Here is a 24177-nt window from a genome sequence, read left to right on the forward strand (position 1 = left end):
AGGTGCGCTCCGCCGTCGGGCACGCGAGGATCACCAGCAGCAGACCCACCGGCAGCAGCCATGGAACGAAGGACCAGGACCACGACCACCGACAGGAGGGAGGCGCCGTGACCGGACAGGACTGGATGGAGAAGGACTTCTACGCCGCGCTCGGCGTCCCCAAGGACGCCGACGACGCCGCGATCAAGAAGGCCTACCGCAAGCTCGCCCGCAAGTACCACCCCGACCAGAACCAGGGTGACGCGAGCGCCGAGGCGAAGTTCAAGGAGATCGGCGAGGCGTACGCCGTGCTGTCGGACCCCAAGGAGCGCGAGCAGTACGACGCGATCCGGGCGATGGCGGGCGGGGGCGCGCGCTTCTCCGCGGGCCCCGGCGGCGCCGGGGGAGCGGGCTTCGAGGACGTCTTCGGCGGCATGTTCGGCGGCGGGGGCCCGGGCGGCACCCGGGTCCGCTACTCGACCGGCGGCCAGGGCGCGGGCGGTTTCGAGGACATCCTCGGCTCGATGTTCGGCGGTGGCGGGGCAGGCCAGCAGTTCGGCGGCCCCCGGCCCCGCGCCGGCGCGGACCTCGCGGCGGCCACGACCCTGCCCTTCCGGCAGGCGGTCGAGGGCTCGACCGTGACGTTCACCGTCGACGGCCGCACGGTCACGACGCGCATCCCGCCGGGCGTCCGCGACGGCCAGAAGATCCGCCTGCGTGGCAAGGGCCGCCCGGGCACGGCGGGGGGGCCCGACGGCGACCTCGTCGTCACCGTGCACGTCACCCCGCACCCGGTGTTCTCGCTCGACGGCGACAACCTGCGGATCACGGTCCCGGTGACGTTCCCCGAGGCCGCGCTCGGCGCGACGATCGCCGTGCCGACGCTCGACGGCTCGACCGTCAAGGTGAAGGTCCCGGCCGGTACGCCGTCGGGGCGCACGCTGCGCGTCCGGGGCCGGGGTGTGAAGACCGCGAGGTCGACCGGCGACCTGCTCGTCACGGTCCAGGTCGCGGTGCCGCAGAAGCTCTCGAAGGCCGCGCGCGAGGCGGTCGAGACGTTCGCCGCCGCGACCGACGGCCAGGACGTGCGCGCCGACCTGGTCCGCCAGGCCGCGGAGTGAGGGGGCGAGCGTGATGCCCCAGCAGGAAACTCATAATCTCTCGATCGGTGGGGACTCGGGCGGCGTCGGACGCGCTCCCGCGAGCGACGTCGACCAGGACGCGCCCGTCCTCGTCATCTCGCAGGCCGCCGCGCTCGCGGGCATGCACCCGCAGACGCTGCGCCAGTACGACCGCCTCGGCCTCGTGGTGCCGCGCCGCACCGCGGGCCGGGGGCGGCGGTACTCGCTGCGCGACGTCGCGAAGCTGCTCGAGGTGCAGCGCCTCAGCCACGACGAGGGCATCAACCTCGCCGGCATCCAGCGGATCTTGGCCCTCGAGTCCCAGGTCGAGCGGCTCGAGCGGCGTATCGAGGCGCTCTCGGCGCGCGTCGAGCCGGGCGGCCGCGTGTTCGCCGCCGCGGCGAGCGGCGACGTCGTCGTGGTGCCCCGCGGGCGCAGCGTGCGGCGTGGGGTCGAGGAGGCGCTGCGCGAGACGCTCGTCGAGCACGGCGAGGCGCGGGCGCTCGTCATCTGGCGCCCGCGGTACGACGGCGCGGACAACTGACCTGCGGCGGCGCGGCATTTCCGCAAGAATGCCGTGCCCTAATTGCTGCGCATTCCTGTATTTCTGAGCAAGGCCTTCCTTGCTATACACCGAGGAATTCCCGGAATATCGTGGAACGCGGAGACCGACCCACGAGGGGTCCTCGGAGACAGGAGATCGCGATGAGCAGCCTCACGGAGATGCCCCAGGTCGTCGAGTGTTCCATCGACGGCTGCGGCTACAACCACGACCACGGGTGCCACGCGGGCGCCGTGACCATCGCCGGTCACACGGGCGACGCCGAGTGCGCGACCTTCATCCCGCTGGGCACCAAGGGCGGGCTGGAGAAGGTGCTCGCGCACGTCGGGGCCTGCCAGCGCACGGAGTGCGTCCACAACGCCTCGCTCGAGTGCTCCGCGCCGTCGATCCGCGTCGGGGCGGGCGCGTCCGGCGAGGACCGGGCCGACTGCCTCACCTTCACGCCGCGCTGACACGCGGTCGCCGCCTTGCTCGCAGGCGGTCGGTCACCTGCCGGCCGCAGACGCCCCCGGACGCCCCGGACCACGTGCTCGCCCGCGTGGGACGGGGCGTCGTCGTGTCAGCGCTGGAGCGTGTCGAGGAGCTGGACGGCGGCCGTGTGCGTGCGGGGGAGCGGTTCGAGCCAGACGCGCGGCGGCCGGCGCAGGATGGCCGTGACCCCCAGCGCGAGGCCGGTGCGCTCGATGTTGTGGCGGAGCACGGTGCGCAGGACGTCGTCGTCCGCGTCCCGCTCGCCGAGCACGACGAAGAGCCCGTTGCCGATCGACGCCATGGGGTGGCCCTCGCCGAACGTGTGGGTGAGCGCGCGGCCCATCGCGGCCGACCGTGCGAACCGTTGCCACCCCGTGAGGTCGTCGAGCGCGACGTCGACGACGAGCAGCCCGTGGGTCCGGGTCGCGTCGAGGCCCGCGCGCTCGGCCGCACCGTACGTCTCGCGGAGCCGGTGCACCAGGTACTGGGTCGTGGCGAGACCGGACTCCGGGTCCAGGACCTCGGGCGCCACGGGGTTGGCCTCGTATCCCTCGGACCAGCCGACCGCGACGCCGCGGACGAGGTCGACGACCGGCTCGCGGTCGTGCGCGCGGTACAGGCAGACGACGTCGTCGATGGCCTCGCCGATCCCGACCCCGGCCTCCGCGCGGACGCGGCCGAGCCGCTCGGCGGCGGGCGTCGTGTCCCGCTCCTCGCACAACGCCTCGACGAGCGCGTCGACGGCAGGGTGGTACCAGTCGCCCGGCCGTAGCCAGACGCTGTCGGCGCTCGCACGCCGCCACCGCTCGCGCACGGCGTCGGTCGCGGGCACGGCGTACCCCGGGAGGTGGTCCATGTAGATGAGACGTGCGGGCGCGGGATCCATGACGCGAGAACCGCGGGAAGTTTCCAGGACCTCGCGTCCCGGGTGAAAAGGGGCGAACCGGCAGAAGTGCGGCCCTCTTCGTTCCGGTGGCGGGATCCCTCTGCCCGTGAGATGGACAGGCGTCTACTATGGCCACCGTAGCCTCGGTTCGGGGCGGTCTCCGGGGCGGGTGACGATGACGCAGGCACAGGAACGGGTGGAGAGCGAGGCGTTCAGCGACGCCGAGCTCATCACCGCCGTACGTGCGGGGGACACGAGCGCCTACGGGGTGCTCTACGAGCGGCACGCCGGTGCCGCGCGCACGGTCGCGCGCCAGTACGTCCGCTCGAGCGCCGACGCCGACGACGTGGTGTCGGACGCGTTCGCCCGCACGCTCTCCGTGCTGCAGAGCGGCGGGGGCCCGGACGTCACCTTCCGCGCCTACCTCTTCACCGTCGTCCGCCGGCTGTCGTACGACCTCGTGAGCGGCGCCCGTCGCACGCACCCGACCGACGACGAGCGCACGTTCGAGTCCGCGTTCGGCCCCATGGCCTCGACGGAGGACCCGACGCTCGAGGGCTTCGAGCGCTCGACGGTCACGCGCGCCTACCAGGACCTGCCGGAGCGGTGGCGTGCCGTGCTCTGGTACACCGAGGTCGAGAGCCTGACCCCGGCCGAGATCGCCCCGCTCCTCGGTCTCACCGCGAACGGCGTCTCCGCGCTCGCGTACCGCGCCCGCGAGGGGCTGCGCCAGGCGTACCTCCAGCAGCACCTGACGTCCGTGCCCGCCGAGGAGTGCCGCACGGTCAACGCGCTCCTCGGCTCGTACGTGCGTGGCGGCCTCGCGAAGCGCGAGACGGCGCGCGTCGAGTCGCACCTCGAGGGCTGCGACGACTGCCGGGGGCTCGTGCTCGAGCTGGGCGACGTCTCCCACGGCATGCGGGCCGTCATCGCCCCGCTCGTGCTCGGCGTGGGCGCGCTCGGTCTCGTCGGCACGGCGCTGCCCACCACGGGTGGCGCAGCCGTCGCCGGCGGCGTCGCAGCCGCGCTCCGGGGTGCGTCCGGCACCGCGTCGACGAGCGGCGCGGGTGCCGGTGGCTCCGGCGCCGGTGGGTCGGGCAGCGCGGGCGGGTCGGGCGCCGGCGGGTCCGGCGCGGCCGGCGGTTCGGGTGCGGCGGGTGGTTCGGGTGCGGCGGGCGGGTCCGGTGCGGCCACCGGAGCCGGTGCGGGCGTCGGCGGCGGCGGCGCGGGTGCCGCCGGCACCGGGGTGATCGGTGGCGCCGGCGCGGCGGCGGGAGCCGTCGGCGCCGCGGGCGGTGTCGCCGGAGGCGCCGCCGGTGCCGGTGCCGGTGCAGGTGCAGGTGCCGGGGCCGCGGCGGTGGGCGGCGCGGCGGCCGTCGGCGGTGCTGCCGCGGGCGGTGGCGCGCTGGCCGCGGCCGGGGCCGGGGGACTGCTCGCGCTGGTCGCGTCCGCGCCGATCGCCGCGGCGGCGGTCACCGTGGGCGTCCTCGCCGTCGCAGGGCTGGGCGTCGCGGGCGCGCTGGGGGCCTTCACCCCCGAGCCGACGCCGTCGCCGTCGTCGCAGTCGTCCCCGTCGCCGTCCGGCTCGTCGCCGTCTCCGTCGCCCTCGCCGAGCGCGGGGACGACCGCCCCGACGCCCGACCCCACGACGGACCCGACGTCGCCCACCAACATCCCGCCGGCGCCGACGGACCCGACCACCCCCGACGCGGGGGCGACCCCGCCCGCCGGCGGAGCGGCACCCGGCGGCACGAGCCCGGTCGGCTCCGCCCCCGTCGATCCCGCACCCGTCGACCCGGCCCCCGTCGGCCCCACCGACCCGGGGACCGGCGAGCCGACGCCCGTCGACCCGGTGACCCCGGAGCCGCCGCCCGCGGCGCTCGACGTCGCGCTCGGGTCCGGCGTCGAGCTGGTCCCGCGGCAGCCCGCCGACGTGCGCCTGACGGTGTCGAACTCGGGCGGGAGGGCGGCGCAGAACGTCACGGTCGAGGTCGACCTGCCGGCCGGCGTGGAGGCCGTCACGTCGACGGTCGTCGCGCGAGGCGCGTCGGTCGCCCCCGTGCTGCGCACGGCCGCGCTCCCGTGCGGTCCCGCCGCGGCGGGCGGCACGCTCGCGTGCGCGGTGGGCGTGCTCGCGCCGGGTGAGGCGCGCGACCTCGTCGTCACGGTCACGGCCCGCGGCGGCGGCGTCTACGAGTTCCCCGCGCGCGTGAAGGCGGAGGGGCTGCGGACGGTGGAGCGCAACCTCACGCCCCCGCCGCTGAAGTACGTCGGCGCGGAGGTCCGGCTCGACGACGAGCGCGTGACGCTCGCGGCGAACCCCGGGACCGCGACGCTCACGTTCACGGCCGCCAACACCGGCGACCGCGACGCCAGCGGCGTGCGCTTCACCGTGCCCGCCCTCCCGGAAGGGCTGTCCCTCCACCCTGTCGACGACGACTGGACCTGCACCACCCCGGCCCGGGGCGCCGCGCTCGAGTGCGCGAGCGACACCGTGCTGCCCGCGCCGGCGCGCGGCGCGTCCGCCGGGCCGGCGGTCGACCTGGCCGTGCAGCTCCGCGCGGACGGCTCGTTCGTGCCCGAGGTCCAGCAGCGCGACGACGGCGCGCTCCGCGTGCTCCCCGCGGCCGTCCCCGTCGAGGTGCGGGCCGGGGCCGACGACCAGGCGGCGACCGCGAGCCGCACGCTCAGCGCGGCGGTGCCGCTCGCGTGGCTCGGGGCCGACGACGTCCAGGTCCGCGCGGAGAACGCGGACGGCACGGTGCAGTACACCGCCGACGTCGCGAACGGGACGGGTGCGCCCGTCACGGTCGGCCTCGCCGCGCCGGACACGCCCGCGTGGCACGCGGCCGACCTCCCCGGGCGCACGAGCGTGGGCGAGAGCGCCTCGCTCGTGGTCGACGTCAACGCGTCCGCGGTGCCCGCGAGCATGCTCGTGCTCTCGCAGGAGCGGCTGCTCGTCGGGTCGGGCGGCGAGGCGGTCGTCTCACGGCCGTCGAGCGACGTCGCGCTCGCGCTCGACGGCCAGACGATCGCGCCGGTCGTCCCGGAGGCGGCCGTCGCGCAGTGCGTGTTCGACCCGGCGACGGACACGTCGTCCGCGGGTGCGACGCTGACCTACGACAACTCGGCCTCGACCCTCCCGGTCGCGTTCGCGGTCGACGGGCACCCGGGTCTCGCGCAGACCGTCCCGGCGCACGCCCGCGCCGAGGTCGAGCTCCCCGAGGCGAGCGCCGAGTCCGCGACGTACGCGGTGCGAGCGGACGGCGACCCGCTCGTCTCGCGCGTGGTCGACGGCGTGGACTGCTTCGCCTGGGACGTCGAGGGCTCCGCGACGACGCGCTGGTCCCCGGAGACCGGGTCGTTCGTCGTCGAGGGCACGTTCCGCAACGACCACGCCGTGACGGCGATGAGCGTGGCCCTGTCCGCAGGCCGGCACGGTGCTGCGGAGACCGTCGAGGTCGCCCCGGGTGCGCAGGCGTCGTTCGCCGTCGACACGGGTTCGCGGGACGTCGCGGCGGGGTCCGCGACGTTCCGTGCCGCGCGCGTCGGCGCCCCGGGCGCGGAGCCGCACCAGGTGCGTGCGTCGTTCGACGCCGCGCGCCACGCGCCGTCGGCGTCGCGCGAGCCCACGGTCGGCGAGTGCGTGTTCGACCCGGCGACGGACACGTCGTCCGCGCCGGTGACGCTGCACCTGGACAACGGGGCGTCGACCGTGCCGGTGACGTTCTCCGTCGTCGGTCGTGACGACCTCACCGCGACGCTCGCGGGCGGCGAGGTGCGCGACGTCGTCGTGCCCGGCGGCGTCGGCGCGCGGGGCGCGACGTTCACGGTCGTCGCGGACGGCGAGACCGTCGCGCAGCACACGGTCGACGGCGTCGACTGCTTCACGTGGGACGTCGAGGGCTCGGCGACGGCGGAGTGGGCGCCCACCGAGGGCGGCGGCTCCGTGGTGGTGAGCGGGACCTTCCGCAACGACCACGCGGCGGCGACGCTGCGCGTGGTCCTGGACGGCGGCGACCTCGGCACGACGCGCGCGGTCGACGTCGCGCCCGGCACGGAGGCCGTGCTGACCCTCGACGCCGGTTCGCGGCAGGTCGCCGCGGGAGAGGTCGCTTTCCGGGTCTCGCGGCTCGACGGCTCGGGCCGGTCGCACGTCGTGACCGCCACCTACGACGCCGTGCGGCACGCGCCCGCGGTGGGCGCGCCGACCGTCGGGGCGTGCGTGCTCGACCCGGCGACCGAGCGGTCGTCCGCCCCGGTCGCGCTGCGCTACGACAACACGCGCTCGACCGTCCCGGTCGTGTTCGCCGTCGCCGGTCGCGACGACCTGACGCGCACGGTCGACGGCGGCCGGGACGTGGTGGTCGACGTGCCGGGCGGCGTGGGGGAGGCGTCGCTGACGCTGGACGTGCTCGCCGACGGCGCGGCCCTCGCGAGCCACGAGGTCCCGGGTGTCGACTGCTTCGACTGGTCCGCCGCGGACGGCGCCGCGGCGGCGACCGCCACGTGGGTCGTGCCGGACGGCGCGGGCGCGGGCTCGGCGGTCGTGCGCGGGACCTTCCACAACCCCTACGGTGCGACGACGCTGCGGGTCGCGATGACGACGCCCTACGGCGGCGCCGCGCCCGTGGAGGTCGCCCCGGGCGCGACCGCGACGCTCGCGGTCGACACCCGCCTGCGCGACGTCCCGGCCGGGACCGTCACGTTCGCGGTCGAACGGGCGCACGCCCCCGGCCTGGCGGGGAGCACGGTGAGCGCGTCGTACGCCGCGACGACCTACGCGCCGTCCTGGGCGCGCACGGCGACGGTCGAGGCGCGCTGGCAGGACGGCTCGATCCGGCTCGTCGGCACCCTGACGAACGACACGGCGGAGACGCTCGACGCCCGGATGCTCGGCGGCGCGGTCGGTGACTCGGCCCCGGTGAGCGGCATCAGGCCGGGGGAGACGGCGACGTTCACGATCGACACGGGGGCGCTCGACGTCAAGGCCGGGAAGGTGACCTTCCGCCAGTACCGCTGGGTGCTCGGGAAGGGGTTCCAGGACTCCACCCTCGCGGCCACCTACCGGGGCGCGGCGTACGTGCCCGACTGGGCGGCGACGCTCACGGCGACGACGCAGTGCGCGCCCGGTGCCGGCGGGGTGGTCCTCACGACCGGTCTGCGCAACGACGCCGACGAGCCGACCCGCGTCGTCGTACGCACCCCGTTCGGCACGCGCGACCTCGGTGAGGTCGCGCCCGGTGCGAGCGCGAGCGTCGACCTGCCGGCGGGCGCGCTCGCGGTGCGGCCCGGTGCGGTCACGTTCGAGCTGTCGCGCACGGTCCTCGGCACCCCGTTCGCCGAGACGGTGACGGCCCGGTTCGACGCGCTCGACTGCGCGGTCGCGGCTCCCGACGCGAGCCTCGTCCTCGGTGACCCGTACTACGACGCCCAGCGCGGCGCGTCGTTCCGCACGGTGTCCGTGGTGCTCGACAACGCGGGCTCCAACGTCCCGCTGACCTTCCGGGTCACAGGTCAGGCGAAGGGGCAGTGGGACCTCGCGGCGGGCGAGCGACGCACGGTCGAGCTGGGCGAGGCCCCCGGGACGGGCGCGAAGTACGTCCTCCATGCCGGGTCCTGGTCGGAGCAGCTCGCGGTCGACCCGTTCAGCGCGACGCCCCCGTGCTACGCCGCATGGAAGTCCGGCGAGTGGTACGGCTACGAGGACCAGGTGTCCTACGACGGGTGGAACTACACGGCGCGGATCGCGAACATCCTCGTGCGGCCGGACCGTGACCCGCTCGGGCTGATCTGGCAGCGCGGGTCGCGCTGCGGGGCCTGACGCGCCCGACGGCGGTCGTCGGGCCCGGCGGTCAGGGCAGGACGTCGGCGAGCGCGTCCTCGACGGGGCGGTCGCCGCCCACGAGGTCGAGCACGAGACCGGCCGAGCGGGGCTCGTGGAGCACCGCCGCGAGCACGAGCGCGACGTCGTCGCGCGTCACGTCGGACCGCTCGCCCACCGCGGCGCCGGGCTTGCGCCGCTTGCCGCGGGGCTTGTCGCCGTCGCCCACGGGGGCGAGCGCCACGAGGCCCACGCCCGGTTCGTCGGTGAGGCGGCCGGGCCGGACGATCGTCCACTGCAGATCGGTCCGCGCGCGCAGGTCGTCCTCCGCGGCGGCCTTCGCACGCAGGTAGGCCCAGAAGACGTCGTCGACGCCGTCGGGGCGCTCGTCGGCGCGGGCCGCCTCGACGCCGCGCGACGACACGAGGACGTAGCGGCCCACCCCGGCGCGCTCGGCGGCGTCGGCCAGGAGGGCCGCGCCCGCGCGGTCGACCGCGTCCTTGCGCGGCGCGCCGCTGCCGGGTCCGGCGCCCGCGGCGAACACGACGGCGTCCGCGCCCTCGAGCTCGAAGGACACCGCGACGGCGTCGTCCTTCTCGAGGTCGACGAGCGCGACGTGCGCGCCGAGCTCCGTGAGATCCGTGATCTGCGCGGCGGACCGCACGAAGGCGACGACGTCGTCCCCGCGCTCCACCAGCGTCCGGGCCAGGCGACGGCCCACCTGGCCGTGACCTCCCGCGATGACTGTGCGCATGGGCCGAACGTATCGCCGCGGGGGCGTCCGCGCCCGGCGAGCGGGCGGCGTGCGAGGGTCGTCACAGGAGGGGTTGCGCTGCCGGGCGCGTGGTCCCCCACGTACCCCCACGTCGACCGCGGCCCGGCAGCGCGGTCCTCAGGCGGCGTCCCCCGTGCCGCCGAGGACGACGGGGGTCTGCGGGTCGAACCGGTAGCCCAGCCCGCGGACCGTGGTGATGACGTGCTCCAGCCCGAGCTTCTCGCGCAGGCGTCGCACGTGGACGTCGATGGTGCGGCTGCCGCTCGCGACCTCGTGGTCGGCCCACACGGTCTCCAGCAGCTCGGCGCGCGTCACGACGCGGTGCGCCGTGCGCGCGAGGTACGACAGCAGCTCGAGCTCGCGGAACGTCAGGCGCGCCGAGCGGCCCTCGACGGTGACCGTGCGCCCGGCCGGGTCGATGACGACGCGCGGCACGGGCGAGAGGGTCGCGAGCCGCTCGCGGAACGCGGCGATGTCCTGGACGGGCGACGTCGTCGCGGTCGTGGGCTCGGCGAGGGCGAGCGCCGTGTACGTCTCGGCGCTCGGCAGCCAGTCGCGCGCGAGCTCGCCCAGGGCCTCGGCGAGCTCGACGAGCTGCGCCTGCGGCTGCTCGCCCGGCGCGGCGTCGACGCCCACGTAGAGCACGAAGCCGGGGTTGCGCCGCGGGGTGGCGGGCTCGGGTGCCGCCGGGCGGGGCGCCGAGGCAGGCCGGGGGGTCGCGGGGCGCGGCGTGGCCGCCCGAGGGGCGGGGACGCGGGCCGACGGCGTACGGCGGGCGGGACGGGTAGCGGTGAGCGTCATGGGTGGCTCCGGGTGCGTCGGGCCGACGGCGACGCCGGACATCCGGCGGGTCGGCAGGGTCGAGGGCTGAACCGAGGTGCGGGAGAGGGTTCAGGCCTGACAACAGACGCACACGACCGCGCCCGGGAGCACGCCGGACGGCGCGCTGACGGGACGGGTCGAGGTGCTCACGGGAGCGAGCATGGCAGCGGAGCGCACGGCACGCCAAGAGGAGCCGCGGAAGTTCTCAGCATGCGGACGGCGACGATCTCGCGTTCCGGTCGTGCCGAGCGGGGCCGGGGCGTCCCGGCGGGTGTTCGCGCAGGTAGGAGCGTCAGACGACGCCGTACAGGCGGTCGCCCGCGTCGCCCAGCCCGGGCACGATGTACGCCTTCTCGTCGAGCCGCTCGTCGACCGCGGCGACCACGAGCTGGACGTCGACGCGCTCGCCGACCGCCTTCTCCAGCACCTGGATGCCTTCCGGGGCGGCGAGCAGGCACACGGCCGTGACGTCGCGCGCACCGCGCGCGAAGACGTAGTCGATCGCGGCGACGAGAGTGCCGCCCGTCGCGAGCATCGGGTCCAGCAGGAACACGTGGCGGCCCGTGAGGTCGTCGGGGAGACGGTTCGCGTAGGTGACCGCCTCGAGCGTCTCCTCGTCGCGCTGCATCCCGAGGAACCCGACCTCCGCGGTGGGCAGGAGCCGCGTCATGCCCTCGAGCATGCCGAGGCCCGCGCGCAGGATCGGCACCACGAGGGGGCGCGGCTCCGCGAGGCGGACGCCGACCGTCCTGGTCACGGGCGTCTCGATCTCGTGCGGCTCGACGCGCACGTCCCGCGTCGCCTCGTACGCGAGGAGCGTGACCAGCTCGTCGACGAGGAGCCGGAACGTCGAGGACGTCGTCTCCTTGTTCCGCAGGACGGTCAGCTTGTGGGCCACGAGCGGGTGGTCGGCGACGTGCAGGCGCATGGTGACAACGGTATCGGACCGCGGGCCGTCTGCCGTACCGGCCGGTAACCGATCCGCGCGCGGGCAGGCGCCCGGTCGCTAGCCTGGTGCGGCCCGCCCCTACCGACCGGAGGTCCCGTGCCCGACGACGTCGCCCACCCCGGCGAGCCGTCCCACCCGGGCGGCCCCGCCCGCTCGGGGGACCCCGCGCACCGGGGCGACCCCGCGCACCCGGGCGAGGGGCCGGCGTCGGGCACCGTGCCTCGCGGGTTCGCGCTCCCGGCGACGGAGGGCGCGTTCCCACCCGACACGGTCGCGGGTCGCCGCCGCACGTGGGACGCCCTCATGGGTCTCGCGCTGCACGAGGCGACCCACGCGCTCGCGAGCGCCGACGTGCCCGTGGGGGCGGTCGTCGTCGGGCCGGACGGGCGGCTGCTCGGCGTGGGGCGCAACCGGCGCGAGGAGACGGGCGACCCGACCGCGCACGCCGAGGTGCTCGCGCTGCGCCAGGCCGCCGCGACGTGGGGGGAGTGGCGCCTCGAGGGCTGCACGCTCGTCGTCACGCTCGAGCCGTGCGTCATGTGCGCGGGCGCGCTCGTGCTGGCGCGCGTCGAGCGGCTCGTGCTCGGGGCGTGGGACCCGAAGGCCGGCGCGACCGGCTCCGTGTGGGACCTCGTGCGCGACCAGCGCGCGAACCATGCGGTCGAGGTCGTCGGCGGCGTGCGCGAGGACGAGTGCGCACGGCTGCTCCGCGACTTCTTCGGCGCGCAGCGCTGAGCGACACCTGACGTCGCGGTCGCGGTGGGGAGGAAGGACGGCGCCGGGTCTACCATCCGGCGCCTCGTTCCTCGCCGCCTCCCGCCAGGCCCGCCACGACCCGGCGCCGTCCTTCCTCCCCACCGCTCGTGGGTCGGTCGCCTCAGCGCGTGAGCGCCGCGGCGAGGGCGGTGAGGGTCTCCGTGGTGCCGGCCTCGACCTTGAGCGTCGCGAGCGGGTCGCCGCGCGTCCAGCCGCGGTTGACGATGACGACCGGCTTGCCGTCCTTCGCCGCGTGCCGCACGAACCGCAGCCCGCTCAGCACCGTGAGCGACGACCCGGCGACGAGGAGCGCGTCGCCCTCGTCGACCATGGCGAACGCGCGGTCGACCCGTTCGCGCGGCACGTTCTCCCCGAAGTACACGATCTCCGGCTTGAGCACCCCGCCGCAGAACTCGCACGGCGCGGGCCGGAAGTGCGACGTCTGCTCGATCACTGCGTCCGCGTCCGGCGCGATCTCCACGTCGCCGACGTCGCCGACGCTCTCCAGGAACCCCGGGTTGAGGGCGGTCAGGCGCTCGGCCAGGTGCTCGCGCGAGATGACGCGCCCGCACTGCAGGCAGATCACCCGGTCGTAGCGGCCGTGCAGGTCGATGACGTTGCGGCTGCCCGCGTCCTCGTGCAGCAGGTCCACGTTCTGCGTGATGAGCCCGACGAGCACGCCCGCGTCCTCCAGCCGCGCCAGCGCGCGGTGGCCCGCGTTCGGGTGCGTGCGGTGCACGTGCTGCCAGCCGACGTGGTTGCGCGCCCAGTAGTGGCGGCGGAACGCCTCGTCCTGCACGAACTGCTGGTACGTCATGGGGTTGCGCGGCGGGGAGTCCGGGCCGCGGTAGTCCGGGATCCCCGAGTCCGTCGAGACGCCCGCGCCCGTGAGCGCCGTGACCCGCAGCCCGCGCAGCAGCTCCACCGCCTCCTCGACCGTCCCCGTCCGCGGCGCGGGCTCCGCGCCCGCCGGCGGCTGGCTCGGCCGCCACGCGAGCCGCGACGACAGGGTCGGGACGGCGGACGGCAGGTCGGCGGACGACGTCGCCACGTGCGCGGGGGAGGCGGTCGTGGGGCTGGTCGGGTCGCTCGGGGACGGTGCGGTCGGGTCGGTGGGCACGTCTCCCACGGTACGACGGGAGCGGCACAGAAACCCCGGTCCGCCGAGGTAGCCCTGGTCACCCCGAGGGAGCCCCGAGGCCCCGCGAGGTAGAGCCGGGCTCTACCTCGTGCGAGAACGGGTCGACGTCGCAGGACCTCGGCTCTACCTCGCGAGACCGGGGCTCTACCTCGGCAGAGCGCTCGCGCCGGGATCCCCGGCCGGACGACGCACGGTCAGGACTCGGTGGTCTCGCCCTGGCCCGTGGTGCCGTCCTGGCCCGTGCCGTCCTGGGCCGTGGTGCCGTCCTGCGTGCCCGGGCGGGTGGGGCGGCCCCCCATGCCACCGCCGGTCCAGTCGCCCGCGACGGCGGTCACCGAGCCGGCCGGGGTGGTCACCGTGTAGGTGTCGCCGGTCGTCACGTCGGGCGAGGAGACGACGACGTTCGCCGTCTCCTTGGTGACGGTGAGCTCGGCGACGACGGTGCCGTCGGCTGACGTGACGGTGACGGTGTCGCCGGCGCTCGCGGAGACGTCCGCGGCGAGCCAGCCCTGCTCGGAGTCCGTGGCCGGCACGACGACCATCCCCGCGCTGCCCGCCGCGACGAGCGAGCCGCCGCTGACGGTGAACGTACCGTTCACGTCGAGCGCGCCGTTGCCGTCGTTCGTCGGGCCCTGGACGACCGTCTCGCCACCCGTGACCGTGAGCGAGCCGTTCGAGTCGATCCCGTCGCCGCCGGCGTCGATCGTGAGCGTGCCGCCGGAGATGGTCAGCGACGAGCCGTCGTCGGCGTCCATGCCGCCGGCACCGCCGCCCGCATAGCCACTCCCGCCGCCGGGGCCGCCCTGCGGCAGGTCGGCGCCGTCGGGCGGCTCCGCACCGTCAGGCAGGTCGCCGCCCTGCGGGGGCTCGGGCAGCTCGCCGTCGGCCGGCATCCCCGGGGGCGTCCCGCCGGTCGTGCCGCTGGGTGCACCGTCCGGTGGCTCCGGCATCGTGCCGTCGACCGAGCCGTCTGCTGCCGAGCCGTCGGCGGCTGAGCCGCCCGCTGCTGAGCCGCCTGCTGACCGGTCGCCCGCTGCCGTGTCGCTCTCGCCGGTGACGGTCGTCGACCCGACCGTCGCGTTGAGGCCGTCGTCGCTCGCCGTCACGTCGACGTCACCACCGGAGATCGTGAGGGTCGCGCCCTCGATGCCCTCGACGGACGTCGTGACGGTGAGGTCGCCGCCGGAGACGGTGACGTCGCCGTCGGCGTGCACGCCGTCGTCGCCGGACGACAGCTCGACGCTCCCGCCCGAGACGGACACGGCGCCGTCCGAGTGCAGCGCGTCGTCGGCGGCGTCGACGGTGACCGTCGCGTCGTCGCCGACCAGGACCCCCACGTCGCCCTTGAGGCCCTTCGCGGAGGCGTCCTCGCTCACGTCGGCGCCCGCACCGCCGGCCGCGGTGACGGTCAGGGTGCCGCCGGAGACGACGACGTCCGTCACCGCCTGCACGCCGTCGTCGCCCGACGTGACGGTGACGTCCCCGCCGCGCACGTCGACGAAGCCGAGGGTGTCGTCGCCGTCCTCGGTCGACTTCAGCCCGTCCTGCGCAGCGGTGACGTCGAGCGCCCCGCCCGTGACGACGAGGTAGTCCTTGCCGCGCAGGCCGTCGTCGCCCGCGTCGACGGTGAGGTCGCCGCCCGCGACCACGAGGCCGTCCTTGGAGACGATGCCGTCGTCCGCGTGCGACGTCACGCTGAGCGCGCCGTCGCCGCCGATCACGAGGTCGGCCGTCGAGAACAGCGCGCCGTCGGGCTCGCCGTCGGCGTCCTGGCCGGAGGAGGTCTCGGTGTCGGTGAGGTTGTTCGTCGAGCCGTCGGCGAGGACCACCGCCACCTTCTCGGCGTCCTGCACGTTCACGGCGGCGTTGGTCGTCGCGGTGATGTCGGCGCCGTCGAGCACGAGCTGGACGAGACCGTCCTCGGCGGTGTCGACGACGACCTGGCCCTCCAGCGCGCCGCTCAGCACGTACGTGCCGGGGGCGGTCACGGTGACGGTCGCGCCGTCTACCGTCACGCCGTCGCCGTCCACGGTGGCGGTGTCGCCGTCGAGCGCGACGGTCGTCGCCGACGCCTCGTCGACCGCGAGGTCGGCGTCGTCGACCGTCACCTCGGCGTTGTCGGCGCGCGCCTCGTCGGGGGTGAGGCCGGCGACGGCGTCGGACGCGGCGGTCGAGCCGGTGGTGCTCGCGCTCGCGGACGTGTCGTCCGTGGCGGCGTCGCTGCCCAGGACCGAGCAGCCGGCGAGGACGGCGGCCGCCGCAGCGGCGGTGAGGTACGTGAGGGGTCGTCGGATGCGCATCACAGGCTCCTGTCGTCGTGCCCGGGGGTGCGGGCGGGGTGGTGGGCGGGAGTCCCGTCGGACGTCGAGCCGCCCGGGGAGGGGGTGAGGTGGCGGCGGATCACGCGCCGCCAGGGGCCGTCGGGCAGGTCGGGGCGCAGCAGCGCCAGCCCGGTGCCGTACTTCGAGATCCGCTCGGGGCGGTGCCCGTGCCGCCACAGCAGCCGGTCGAGGTCCGACGGCGTCGAGCCGCCCTTCGTCTCGACGACCGCCAGGTGGGTGACGGGCCAGGAGAGGGGCCGGGCGCCGTCGGGCCGGTCGAGCTCCCACGTGAGCCCGGTGTCCACGGTGGCGCGCGCGGCGCCGTCGGGCCGGGGGAGCAGGAGCGTCGTGCGGCGGTACCGCGACACGAGGCCGGGTGCCAGCGCGTGCTCCGGCACGCCGTCGATGCCCTCGGCGACGAGCGTCCGGTGGACGAACTCCTGCCCGCCGTCGAGCGCCGTCGGGCAGTCGTGGGAGACACGCTGCTTGAGCGTCGTGCCGCGCGCGGCGCGCGTCTTGACCTCGAGGAAGCTCGTCCCGGAGTCGAGGTACGTGCGCGTGCGGACCTTGAACCGCCGACGGCGGCGCGTCGCCGTCAGACGGAACGACGCGAGGTCGGGCGTGTCGAAGTAGACCGACTCGTAGGCCGCGCTGCGCGCGCCGTCGATCTCCAGGACGCGCGCGGCGGTCGTGCGGGCGAGGGCGTCGAGCACGGCGACCGCGTCGTCGACCGGCAGGACGTACTTGCGGTCGACCCGGGTCAGCAGCGCGGCCGTCGCGACGAGCTCGTCGAGGTCCACGCCGGCGAGCGGGTGCAGGGCGGCGCGCACGCGGTCGTCGGCCGGGAGGGTCTGCGCGCTCATGCGCGCACCCCCGTCCGCGCGGGGAGGCCGTCCGGGGCCGTGGCGGCCGCGCGGAGCGGCGCGGCGTCGGCCGCGAGCGGGGGGACGGCGTCGGGCAGGACGAGGGGGCGCGCGCCCCGGCGTGCCGTGCGGGGCGCGGTCCAGCGGACGTCGACCCAGGTCGTGTCGTTGACGAGGTCGAGCCGCTGCACGCTCACCCCGCGGACCTCGGCGCCGAGCAGCCCCTCCAGGTAGCGCGTGAGCTCGGCCGGGTCGGCGAGGGCGCGGTCGACGACGACGGTCTGGCTCTGCGCGCGGCGCAGGACGCGCGGGTGGTCGACGACGGCCATCACCCCGACGACCAGCGCCATGCCCGCGAGGGACAGCCAGCCGGTGGTCGCGCCGAGGCCGCCGAGCAGGCCGAGCGCGAGGGCGGCGAAGTAGTAGGCGACCTCGGTCTGCGAGAGCTCGGTCGAACGGAGGCGGATGATCGACAGGACGCCGAAGAGCCCGAGCCCCAGACCGGCGCCGACGCTGCTCGTCGCGAGCGTCGCCGCGACCGCGAGCACCCCCACGTTGACGCCGAGGTACGCGACGACGAGGTCGCGGCGCCGGTGCCGGGGGAAGTAGAGGCCGAACGCGAGGACGGTGACCGCGACGAGGTCGACGAGGTACAGGACGGGCTGGGACACGAGGCCTCCGGGTGCCGGGGCGCTGGGCGCCGTGGTCGAGGACGTCCCCATTCCGCCGGTCGACCCTGTGCGGCCGCTGTGGAGGGCACAGGGCGTGTGTATGAGTTCCCTCAGGCCCTCTCGCCCGGGCGATCCACGCTGTCCCGCCGGGGTGGTGACCGGCGTCACGACCTCGCGCCCAGCCGGTGATGTTAGCCTCACCTAAGTCACCGACGAGAGGTTGTCATGTCGACCACCACCGCGCCCGCCCCGCGGCGCGCCCGCCCCCAGACGGTCCTCGAGGTCCTCGAGACCGCGTGGCTCTCCCCGCACCTCGTGCGCGTCGTGGCCGGGGGCGACGGGTTCGCCGCGTTCACGACGAACGAGCACACCGACAAGTACGTCAAGATCTACTTCGCCAAGCCCGAGCTCGGCCTCGAGCCGCCCTACGACGTCGCGGCGCTGCGCGACACGCTCGCGCCCGAGGACGTGCCCGTCACCCGCACGTACACCGTGCGCTGGGTCGACGAGGCGGCGCAGCGGCTCGCGATCGACTTCGTCGTGCACGGCGACGAGGGCCTCGCCGGGCCGTGGGCCGCGCGCGCGAAGCCCGGCGACCGCCTCGTCCTCTCCGGCCCCGGCGGCGGGTACCTGCCCGACCCGGCCGCCGACTGGCACCTGCTCGCCGGCGACGACTCCGCGCTCCCCGCGATCGCCGCCGCGCTCGAGGCCATGCCGCGCGACGCCGTCGGGCACGCCGTGCTCGAGGTCGGGACCGAGGCGGACCGCCTGCCGCTCGAGGCGCCCGACGGCGTCGAGGTCACCTGGGTGCTGCGCGGCGACGCGCCCGCCGGGACGACGACGCTCCTGCCCGACGCCGTCGCCGACCTCCCGTGGCGCGAGGGTCGCGTCCACGTCTTCGCGCACGGCGAGCGCGGGGCCATGAAGGCCCTGCGCCGCGTCTTCACGGAGCGCGGCGTGCCGCGCTCCGACCTGTCGCTCTCCGGCTACTGGGCCTACGGCCGCGCGGAGGACCGCTTCCAGGCGGAGAAGCGCGAGCCTGTCGGCCAGATCTTCGAGGACTGAGGAGTCCCATGCACCGCACCAGCACCACCCGTCCCCGCCGCGCGCTCGCGGCCGTGTCGGCGCTCGCCGTCCTCGCGCTCGCCGCGTGCTCGTCCGGCGACGGCGACGCCGAGGCGTCGCCGTCGGGCAGCGCGACCACCGACGGCGCCGCCGACGCCTTCCCGGTGACCATCCCCACGGCGTTCGGCGACGTCGAGATCCCCGAGGAGCCGGAGCGCGTCGTCGCGCTCGGGTGGGGCGACGCCGAGACCGCCCTCGCGCTCGGCGTCCAGCCCGTCGGCGCGAGCGACTGGCTCGCGTTCGGCGGCGACGGCGTCGGCCCGTGGCTCGCCGACGCGTACGACGAGTCGCCCGAGATCATCGGCACCCTCGAGCCGTCGTACGAGCAGATCGCCGTGCTCGACCCCGACGTCATCCTCGACGTGAAGTCGTCCGGCGACCCCGAGCGGTACCAGCGGCTCTCCGAGATCGCCCCGACCGTCGCGATCCCCGAGGGCGGCGAGGCCTACCTCACGCCCATGGAGGACCAGGTCGGCATGATCGCCGCCGCCCTCGGACGCAGCGAGGCCGGCGACGAGCTGCTCGCCCAGGTCGACGACGCGTTCGCCGCCGCGCGCGACGAGCACCCCGAGTTCGCGGGCAAAACCGCCGTCATCGGGTCCTACTGGGCCGAGGGCTTCGGCGCCTACGTCTCGACCTCCAGCCGCGGCGAGTTCATGCAGGGCCTCGGGTTCGACACCAAGCCCGAGATCGACGAGGCCGCCGGCGAGGAGTTCTCCGCCACCCTCGGCACCGAGAACGTCGACCTGCTCGACGCCGACCTCACCGTCATCCAGCCCATCGGCTTCACCGCCGCCGACGTCGAGGCCCTCCCGATCTTCCAGACCGTGCCGTCCGTCGCCGACGGCCGCTACGTCGTGTTCGACGACGAGGACCTCTCCAACGCCTTCTCGCTCGGCACGCCCACGGCCGTGATCTACGCGATCGACAACGTCACCCCGCTGTTCGCCGAGGCGCTCGCTGGGAAGTGACGCCCGTGCCTTTCCGGCGGAGTGCGCGACGTCGGCGGGGACCGGCGGCGGGTGTTGTCCGACGGCGCGGCGTGGGCCGGGTGGTCCGGCTCCGCGCGGGGTCGGGCGGGGCGTGCGTGACCCGTCGCAGGAGCGGCTGACCGGCCGATTCGGTGTCCGGGGGTGTGACCAGGTATCCTTCCTGGGCCGGGTATCCCGGCGAGGTAGCGTGTCCGAGCGGCCTAAGGAGCACGCCTCGAAAGCGTGTGTGGGTGAAAGTCCACCGTGGGTTCAAATCCCACCGCTACCGCCACCCGAAGGGTCCCACCCGCGAGATTCGCGGCTGTGGGGCCCTTCGTTGATCGCGTGGCAATCCGCGCCGCCCAGCGCCGCACCCTGCAGGTGCTCCCCGACGCGGCGCCCGTCGGTCTCGATGGCGCGCCGTGGTTGAGCAAGCACTGAAACCCCATGTTGTCTCCCGACCCGACGTCCGGTGCGAGCGCCTCGCAGGACCCCTCGATGCGGCGCGCGTTAACGAGCCGGATCCCAGCCGAAACCTGCCCCACCTACGACCATCGGGGCGGGGCTCCTGCCTGGCGGCGCACCCCAGCCGAACCTGCAAGCCGTCAACTTGCAAGATGCGAGTGTTCTTGGCGGCGCCGTGGGCTCAAGAGCGGTGGTGCTTGGTGTACCCGAAGGTTGCCCGCGCTCTCAGCCCGCGACCCTCAACTCACTCCTAGAACTCGTGCCACGAAGACACCGTGGGGCCGAGCCGCCGCTTTCAAGATCAGCACGCCTGCGTCAGAGCTGGAGGTCTCGCGAACCTGCGGCGGAGTCCAATATGGCTCCCGGCGATCGAGCCGCCAGTTAGAAGCAATACTCGCGGCTCCACGCCACCCGCTCGTACAGCAGCTATCATGCGGCCATGCGCCAGCCACTATCCAGGCTTGTCGAGGTCATGCCTCGGTACGACGGGCCGACGATGACCCCAGAGTCCCCGCACGCCGCCATCGCACTCGACGCGTCCGAGGTGGCCGGGTACATCTGGCCCGACACTGACCAACCCCACGAAGGCGTGCCAGGGCCCATCCGCCTGGTCACAGCTCCCGGCGCAATGGGAAAGTCGGCAGCGGCAAAAGCAATCGCCGCCCGCTTGCGTGCGCCATATGTCGACCTATCGCAAATGCAGGTCGGGACTAGCACTCTCACAGGAGAGATAACAAAGGTACTTGGCTGGGAGCAGGCGCCAGCCTTCGTGGCAGATTTGAAAGCAGGCCGGGCCTCTCTTGTTCTCGACAGCACAGATGAGGCTCAGCTTGTGGCGGGACGTGACAATTATATCGCGTTTCTCGCGGATCTAGCATGGCTTATGTCCGACGCAATGTCGGCGAGTCAGGTGGTTCTCCTCGGGCGGCGTGACGCGATCGATACCACGTACCTCGCTTTGCTGGACCTAGGTTTCGACCCGCCGATCAGCGAGATTTCCCCTCTCTCGTACTCAGCTGCATGCGATTTGATTGATGTAGCACTCGACCTGAAGTCTGGCGATGGGGCAGAGTATCGGGTGCATCGCACGCATCCAGGACCTTTTGGCGAGTTGCGCGATGCAGTGATGTTCGAAATAGCGCGCGCTCTTGACCAAGAGGCCGATGGTGTCGATGCGTGGGATCGGGTGGACCGTTTCCTCGGCTACCCACCCGTAGTCTTGGCATTGGCCGAGCGTCTCGCAGTCGAGAATCCTAGTACGGAACTTGCCGGAGGAGCAGCGAGGGGGATATCTGCACAACGAAGGAGACAAGGCGCACTCCTACAAAAAGTGGTGGAGGACATCCTTGACCGCGAAAGTGCGAAGGTGCGGCAACGCCTTGGTGATGCCCTCGGAATGAATGAGGCACAACGCTCGGTGCTCTACACCCGTGACGAACAGGTTGTCAGGCTCCTTTCGCACACTGGTCCGGTGAACTTGTCAGTGGAAGCGCCGGCGATGCTGATGCCCAATGAACGAGTGGTCTACGAGGAGCATATTGAGAGCTTCCTCCTTGACCACCCATTCCTCGCGGGCGAGCTGTTCGCCAATGTGGTCTTTAGTGACTACGCGCGAGCCTGGGCGTCCTCGTCCCCTTTGAAGGACCTGTACGGGGGATCGCGCGAGCAGTTCCTTGGATCCCTGCCCAAGGTCGGCCCCTTCTTTGCCCACTTCGTCCACAGTCTGAGCAGCAACAATGACGATCTTGGGTCGGTATCGGAGGACCTCGTCAATGACGTGCTACATTCTTTCTCATTGGGAACTCGAAACGGGAATGCGGTCTACGCGCACGGTACTGGGGGGGCGAGCCTCCTTCTAATTGGGGACAGGAAGTCATTTGACTTCGACAACGAACTCGTGTTTGCGGTCGATGAGCTGACCGGCGTCCTGCAGTTGACGAGCCCAATCTCCCGCCTCGTCTGCGTTACAGGGTATGGCCTTGTGCTTTCTGGAGTCAACGGAAATCTCGACATTGGCCCGAGCGTTGCCCTGATTGCGGACGAGATTGATATCCGTGCCGAATCAGTCGCGGCTTACAGTGCCATAAACGACGGGACCTACGATGTTGTGAGCCTGTCGGCGGGCGTTGCCATTCATAACGCCGACCTAAAGGTCTCGGCCTACCCCGAAAATGGCCTGCTCGTGACGTGGCCAGAAGCATGGCATCAGTGGAAGCCTTGGCTAGTCGATGTGCCGACGAGCGATGTACGGCTTTCTACGGCCATTTCGTCCCAGATCTTGCTCGGCTTGCGGCGAATTCTAACCGCATTCGGCTCGAGCGTGGGGGATGACCCCAGTGTGCTTGGTGAGAAGATTGAGCGGTTTGCGATCGGCGGGAATCGAGTGTTTCGCGCCGTTTTCGACGCTCTTCTTGATCTTGATGTTATCAGCAAGTCTGGGCCGCTTTATCGTCTTCACCTGCAGGCTCTTAGTAGATATCGGGTCTCGTGGGCTGCAATGCGGGAGGATCCGGGCCGTGCGCTCGCCAAACTGCATTTGGCGGTTGCCGAGAGCGCTATTTTCGATCCGCTTCGGGAGTAGCGGCAACCCCGGGCGCTCTACCGAAACGATCGCCATGAAGGTTTGAAGCGGCCATGATCTGGTGCTCGACGAGAAGAGTTGTGTGCCTTTCGCCCGCCACACATGAATGGGCCTTCAAGCGTTGCGCAGTGGAATTCCCAGTGGTGCGAGTGCAATACATGCTGAGTGGTTCGTCCGGAAAGGTGCCGCAAGAATGAGGTTTCCATGGAGTAAGAGACCGCACGGCGCGATATTCTCTCCCCCCGCGGCCACGCCGCACCGCGGTTTTGCGTATTTGGATGACGATATCGTCATAAACAGTCTTTCCGCTCTCGAGTCTGGAAAAGTGGACGAGGTGGTCGAAAAGATCAACCTTGCTCAAGAGGGCGGGATGAGCGTCGGCTTAAGGATGAGCGCCGGCGGGGCCGGCGCGAACGCGGGAATTGATTCTAAGGCGTCCGAGTCTTTGCAGGCGGAAGTTATTCGGCGGCGTACCCGGTTCTCTATCTTTGAACTGTGGTACAGCGCACTCGATCACCGCAAGGCGGTGGGCCGGTTCGATGGGTGGGGCGAGCGTGCGCTAGAGGGTGTCGGCGCTGGCCAGGTTGTCGAGATTCGCGGTCGTGTAGCGCCCGTGGCGATCCATACTGCTTTTCGGATGTTCCTCTGGTATGCGAATGAGGTGCGTGAGGGGAACCCACTTTTCAAGGGCACTTCAATTGAATCGCTTCAGCATGCGGAGCATGTCATGATGTTTCTGCGCGGGAAGCGGGCCGAAACGAATGCGCTGATGGTCCCGATAGGCGAGGAAGGACCGAAGGTCGGGGCGTCTTTTCGGGAGGATTGGATCATTGAACCCGTTGGGCGGTGGAACGGGACCTTCACGCTTGTCGCGCAAGTCGAGGATGTGCTCCCCGCGGGGTCTGCCTGGCAGTCCGTTAGGTTGCTCGACGACGCGCCGCTGACGCCTCTTGAAGAGGATGCCGTAAGGAGTGCCGTTACGCCAATGTTGGATTCATTTAAGGAGTCCATTGGAGTTGACGTCGACGAGGATTCTATCGCGGTCCGCGGGCCGGCAATGATCCTTCGGCCGATTGCAATGTTCAGGTAGTCCGCGTATTGATGATTCGGTTGCCGCGCTCAGAGTATTGCTCGCGGTGGGCCGCCCTTGTCGTCGCTAGGTAGAAGAGTCGTCTCCGATTGTGTTTGGAACCGCTGCGTGCAGTTGTGGCTCTGATTTGATCCCGTGTGGGCGAATCGCCAGTCTCATTGGTTCTATAGAGTTCGGTGGATTGCGAAGCTCTCCGATTGCCACGGCGTTTTTGGGCGGCGCCCCGTGGGTGGGGCCGGGGAGCAACGTCCGGGACTTCATCACGGGGGAGTCGGACCACATGGCGGGTCTGGGATGGGGGTCGGTCGGCGTGCTGGAGCTGACGGCGCTGCCGAGCATCCCCGCGGACCGCTGGGTGCCGCTCGTCCGGGAGACGGACGTGCTGCTGGCTGCGGGCGGTGACGCGGGCTACCTGGCCTACTGGATGCGGCGGTCGGGGTTCGCGGACCTCGTGCCCTCGCTCACCGAGACGGTCTACGTCGGGATGAGCGGCGGCAGCATGGCCCTGACGGCGCGCATCGGCGAGGAGTTCGTGGGGTGGGAGCCGCCCGACGGCGAGGACGCGTCGCCGCTGGGGCTCGTCGACTTCTCGATGTTCCCCCACCTGGGCCACCCGGACCTGCCCGACAACACGGAGGCCGCGGCGCGGCGGTGGGCTGCCGCCCTGGGCGGGCCGGCGTACGCGGTCGACGACGAGACCGCGTTCGTGGTCGACGGCGCGGTCGAGGTCGTGTCCGTGGGCGTCTGGCACCGCCTGGCTTAACCCGTGCCGGCTCGACCCGGCCCTGTGCTCGGCGCGACCCC

General features: G+C 73.1%; 18 protein-coding genes and 1 tRNA gene. 11 read left to right on the forward strand and 8 right to left on the reverse strand.

The genetic code is table 11. The annotated features are described in order from the left end of the window. The first annotated feature begins 107 nt into the window (after positions 1 to 107). The 3 genes from AC3WT4_RS15920 to AC3WT4_RS15930 all read left to right on the forward strand — a co-directional run bounded on the left by AC3WT4_RS15920 (position 108) and on the right by AC3WT4_RS15930 (position 2114). Complete coding sequence (locus AC3WT4_RS15920; protein WP_108050383.1) at positions 108 to 1100, forward strand: DnaJ C-terminal domain-containing protein; 993 nt, start codon at positions 108 to 110, stop codon at positions 1098 to 1100. 142 nt (positions 1101 to 1242) lie between these two features. Next, positions 1243 to 1644 (forward strand): heat shock protein transcriptional repressor HspR, encoded by a 402-nt coding sequence (locus AC3WT4_RS15925; protein ID WP_492315936.1) that lies wholly within the window; start codon positions 1243 to 1245, stop codon positions 1642 to 1644. 161 nt (positions 1645 to 1805) lie between these two features. Further along, positions 1806 to 2114: a DUF1540 domain-containing protein gene (locus AC3WT4_RS15930; RefSeq protein WP_021482763.1), complete on the forward strand. Its 309-nt coding sequence runs from the start codon at positions 1806 to 1808 to the stop codon at positions 2112 to 2114. Between the two features lie 107 nt (positions 2115 to 2221). On the opposite strand, the gene AC3WT4_RS15935 is transcribed toward AC3WT4_RS15930, so the two are convergent. Next, a complete protein-coding gene (locus tag AC3WT4_RS15935) occupies positions 2222 to 3019 on the reverse strand; it encodes a hypothetical protein (RefSeq protein WP_400110590.1) in 798 nt (265 codons plus the stop codon). A 175-nt stretch (positions 3020 to 3194) separates the two neighbouring features. Between AC3WT4_RS15935 and AC3WT4_RS15940 the strand changes: the two genes are divergently transcribed. Next, entirely contained in the window at positions 3195 to 8843 is a 5649-nt protein-coding gene (locus tag AC3WT4_RS15940; RefSeq protein WP_492315901.1) for a sigma-70 family RNA polymerase sigma factor, read from the forward strand. 31 nt (positions 8844 to 8874) lie between these two features. Here AC3WT4_RS15940 and AC3WT4_RS15945 read toward each other — a convergent pair whose 3' ends face one another. The 3 genes from AC3WT4_RS15945 to upp form a co-directional block, all read right to left on the reverse strand. Further along, positions 8875 to 9597 carry an SDR family oxidoreductase gene (locus tag AC3WT4_RS15945; protein WP_074803240.1) on the reverse strand — a complete coding sequence of 241 codons (723 nt, stop codon included), beginning with the start codon at positions 9595 to 9597 and terminating at the stop codon, positions 8875 to 8877. A 138-nt stretch (positions 9598 to 9735) separates the two neighbouring features. After that, complete coding sequence (locus AC3WT4_RS15950) at positions 9736 to 10419, reverse strand: winged helix-turn-helix domain-containing protein (protein ID WP_257418636.1); 684 nt, start codon at positions 10417 to 10419, stop codon at positions 9736 to 9738. A 313-nt stretch (positions 10420 to 10732) separates the two neighbouring features. Beyond that, on the reverse strand, positions 10733 to 11368 hold the full coding sequence (gene upp / locus AC3WT4_RS15955; protein ID WP_021482058.1) for a uracil phosphoribosyltransferase: 636 nt from the start codon (positions 11366 to 11368) through the stop codon (positions 10733 to 10735). Between the two features lie 324 nt (positions 11369 to 11692). Between upp and AC3WT4_RS15960 the strand changes: the two genes are divergently transcribed. Beyond that, the gene (locus tag AC3WT4_RS15960) at positions 11693 to 12124 is read left to right on the forward strand and encodes a nucleoside deaminase (protein WP_074804208.1); all 432 of its coding nucleotides are present in this window, start codon (positions 11693 to 11695) and stop codon (positions 12122 to 12124) included. Positions 12125 to 12266: 142 nt separating this feature from the next. Here the strand turns inward: AC3WT4_RS15960 and AC3WT4_RS15965 are convergent, their stop codons facing one another. The 4 genes from AC3WT4_RS15965 to AC3WT4_RS15980 form a co-directional block, all read right to left on the reverse strand. Further along, positions 12267 to 13070 (reverse strand): NAD-dependent protein deacetylase, encoded by an 804-nt coding sequence (locus AC3WT4_RS15965; protein WP_492315937.1) that lies wholly within the window; start codon positions 13068 to 13070, stop codon positions 12267 to 12269. A 410-nt stretch (positions 13071 to 13480) separates the two neighbouring features. After that, complete coding sequence (locus AC3WT4_RS15970) at positions 13481 to 15586, reverse strand: carbohydrate-binding domain-containing protein (protein WP_492315902.1); 2106 nt, start codon at positions 15584 to 15586, stop codon at positions 13481 to 13483. Then, complete coding sequence (locus tag AC3WT4_RS15975) at positions 15586 to 16470, reverse strand: polyphosphate polymerase domain-containing protein (RefSeq protein ID WP_492315903.1); 885 nt, start codon at positions 16468 to 16470, stop codon at positions 15586 to 15588. Before AC3WT4_RS15975 ends, AC3WT4_RS15970 begins: the two co-directional genes overlap by 1 nt. Next, the gene (locus AC3WT4_RS15980; protein WP_492315904.1) at positions 16467 to 17141 is read right to left on the reverse strand and encodes a DUF4956 domain-containing protein; all 675 of its coding nucleotides are present in this window, start codon (positions 17139 to 17141) and stop codon (positions 16467 to 16469) included. Before AC3WT4_RS15980 ends, AC3WT4_RS15975 begins: the two co-directional genes overlap by 4 nt. Before the next feature lie 225 nt (positions 17142 to 17366). Between AC3WT4_RS15980 and AC3WT4_RS15985 the strand changes: the two genes are divergently transcribed. The 6 genes from AC3WT4_RS15985 (at position 17367) to AC3WT4_RS16010 (ending at position 24136) form a co-directional block, all read left to right on the forward strand. Beyond that, the gene (locus AC3WT4_RS15985) at positions 17367 to 18206 is read left to right on the forward strand and encodes an SIP domain-containing protein (RefSeq protein WP_175009292.1); all 840 of its coding nucleotides are present in this window, start codon (positions 17367 to 17369) and stop codon (positions 18204 to 18206) included. An 8-nt stretch (positions 18207 to 18214) separates the two neighbouring features. Further along, positions 18215 to 19237, forward strand: coding sequence for an iron-siderophore ABC transporter substrate-binding protein (locus AC3WT4_RS15990; protein ID WP_492315905.1), 1023 nt, complete (start codon positions 18215 to 18217; stop codon positions 19235 to 19237). A gap of 202 nt (positions 19238 to 19439) precedes the next feature. After that, positions 19440 to 19529: transfer RNA gene (locus AC3WT4_RS15995), tRNA-Ser, on the forward strand. A gap of 669 nt (positions 19530 to 20198) precedes the next feature. Next, positions 20199 to 22283 (forward strand): hypothetical protein, encoded by a 2085-nt coding sequence (locus AC3WT4_RS16000; RefSeq protein WP_492315906.1) that lies wholly within the window; start codon positions 20199 to 20201, stop codon positions 22281 to 22283. Between the two features lie 193 nt (positions 22284 to 22476). Then, entirely contained in the window at positions 22477 to 23373 is an 897-nt protein-coding gene (locus AC3WT4_RS16005; RefSeq protein ID WP_492315907.1) for a DUF6414 family protein, read from the forward strand. Positions 23374 to 23653: 280 nt separating this feature from the next. Then, complete coding sequence (locus tag AC3WT4_RS16010; RefSeq protein WP_492315908.1) at positions 23654 to 24136, forward strand: Type 1 glutamine amidotransferase-like domain-containing protein; 483 nt, start codon at positions 23654 to 23656, stop codon at positions 24134 to 24136. Positions 24137 to 24177 lie beyond the last annotated feature (41 nt).

Source organism: Cellulosimicrobium sp. EB106-03-01-XG111, from assembly GCF_058792115.1.

Bases quoted from the DNA above. Each gene is read 5' to 3' on its own strand.
- AC3WT4_RS15925 (WP_492315936.1), top strand. From the start codon at position 1,243: ATGCACCCGCAGACGCTGCGCCAGTACGACCGCCTCGGCCTCGTGGTG.
- AC3WT4_RS15930 (WP_021482763.1), top strand. From the start codon at position 1,806: ATGAGCAGCCTCACGGAGATGCCCCAGGTCGTCGAGTGTTCCATCGAC.
- AC3WT4_RS15935 (WP_400110590.1), bottom strand. From the start codon at position 3,019: ATGGATCCCGCGCCCGCACGTCTCATCTACATGGACCACCTCCCGGGG.
- AC3WT4_RS15940 (WP_492315901.1), top strand. From the start codon at position 3,195: ATGACGCAGGCACAGGAACGGGTGGAGAGCGAGGCGTTCAGCGACGCC.
- AC3WT4_RS15945 (WP_074803240.1), bottom strand. From the start codon at position 9,597: ATGCGCACAGTCATCGCGGGAGGTCACGGCCAGGTGGGCCGTCGCCTG.
- AC3WT4_RS15950 (WP_257418636.1), bottom strand. From the start codon at position 10,419: ATGACGCTCACCGCTACCCGTCCCGCCCGCCGTACGCCGTCGGCCCGC.
- upp (WP_021482058.1), bottom strand. From the start codon at position 11,368: ATGCGCCTGCACGTCGCCGACCACCCGCTCGTGGCCCACAAGCTGACC.
- AC3WT4_RS15960 (WP_074804208.1), top strand. From the start codon at position 11,693: ATGGGTCTCGCGCTGCACGAGGCGACCCACGCGCTCGCGAGCGCCGAC.
- AC3WT4_RS15970 (WP_492315902.1), bottom strand. From the start codon at position 15,586: ATGCGCATCCGACGACCCCTCACGTACCTCACCGCCGCTGCGGCGGCC.
- AC3WT4_RS15975 (WP_492315903.1), bottom strand. From the start codon at position 16,470: ATGAGCGCGCAGACCCTCCCGGCCGACGACCGCGTGCGCGCCGCCCTG.
- AC3WT4_RS15985 (WP_175009292.1), top strand. From the start codon at position 17,367: ATGTCGACCACCACCGCGCCCGCCCCGCGGCGCGCCCGCCCCCAGACG.
- AC3WT4_RS15990 (WP_492315905.1), top strand. From the start codon at position 18,215: ATGCACCGCACCAGCACCACCCGTCCCCGCCGCGCGCTCGCGGCCGTG.
- AC3WT4_RS16000 (WP_492315906.1), top strand. From the start codon at position 20,199: ATGACCCCAGAGTCCCCGCACGCCGCCATCGCACTCGACGCGTCCGAG.
- AC3WT4_RS16005 (WP_492315907.1), top strand. From the start codon at position 22,477: ATGAGGTTTCCATGGAGTAAGAGACCGCACGGCGCGATATTCTCTCCC.
- AC3WT4_RS16010 (WP_492315908.1), top strand. From the start codon at position 23,654: ATGGCGGGTCTGGGATGGGGGTCGGTCGGCGTGCTGGAGCTGACGGCG.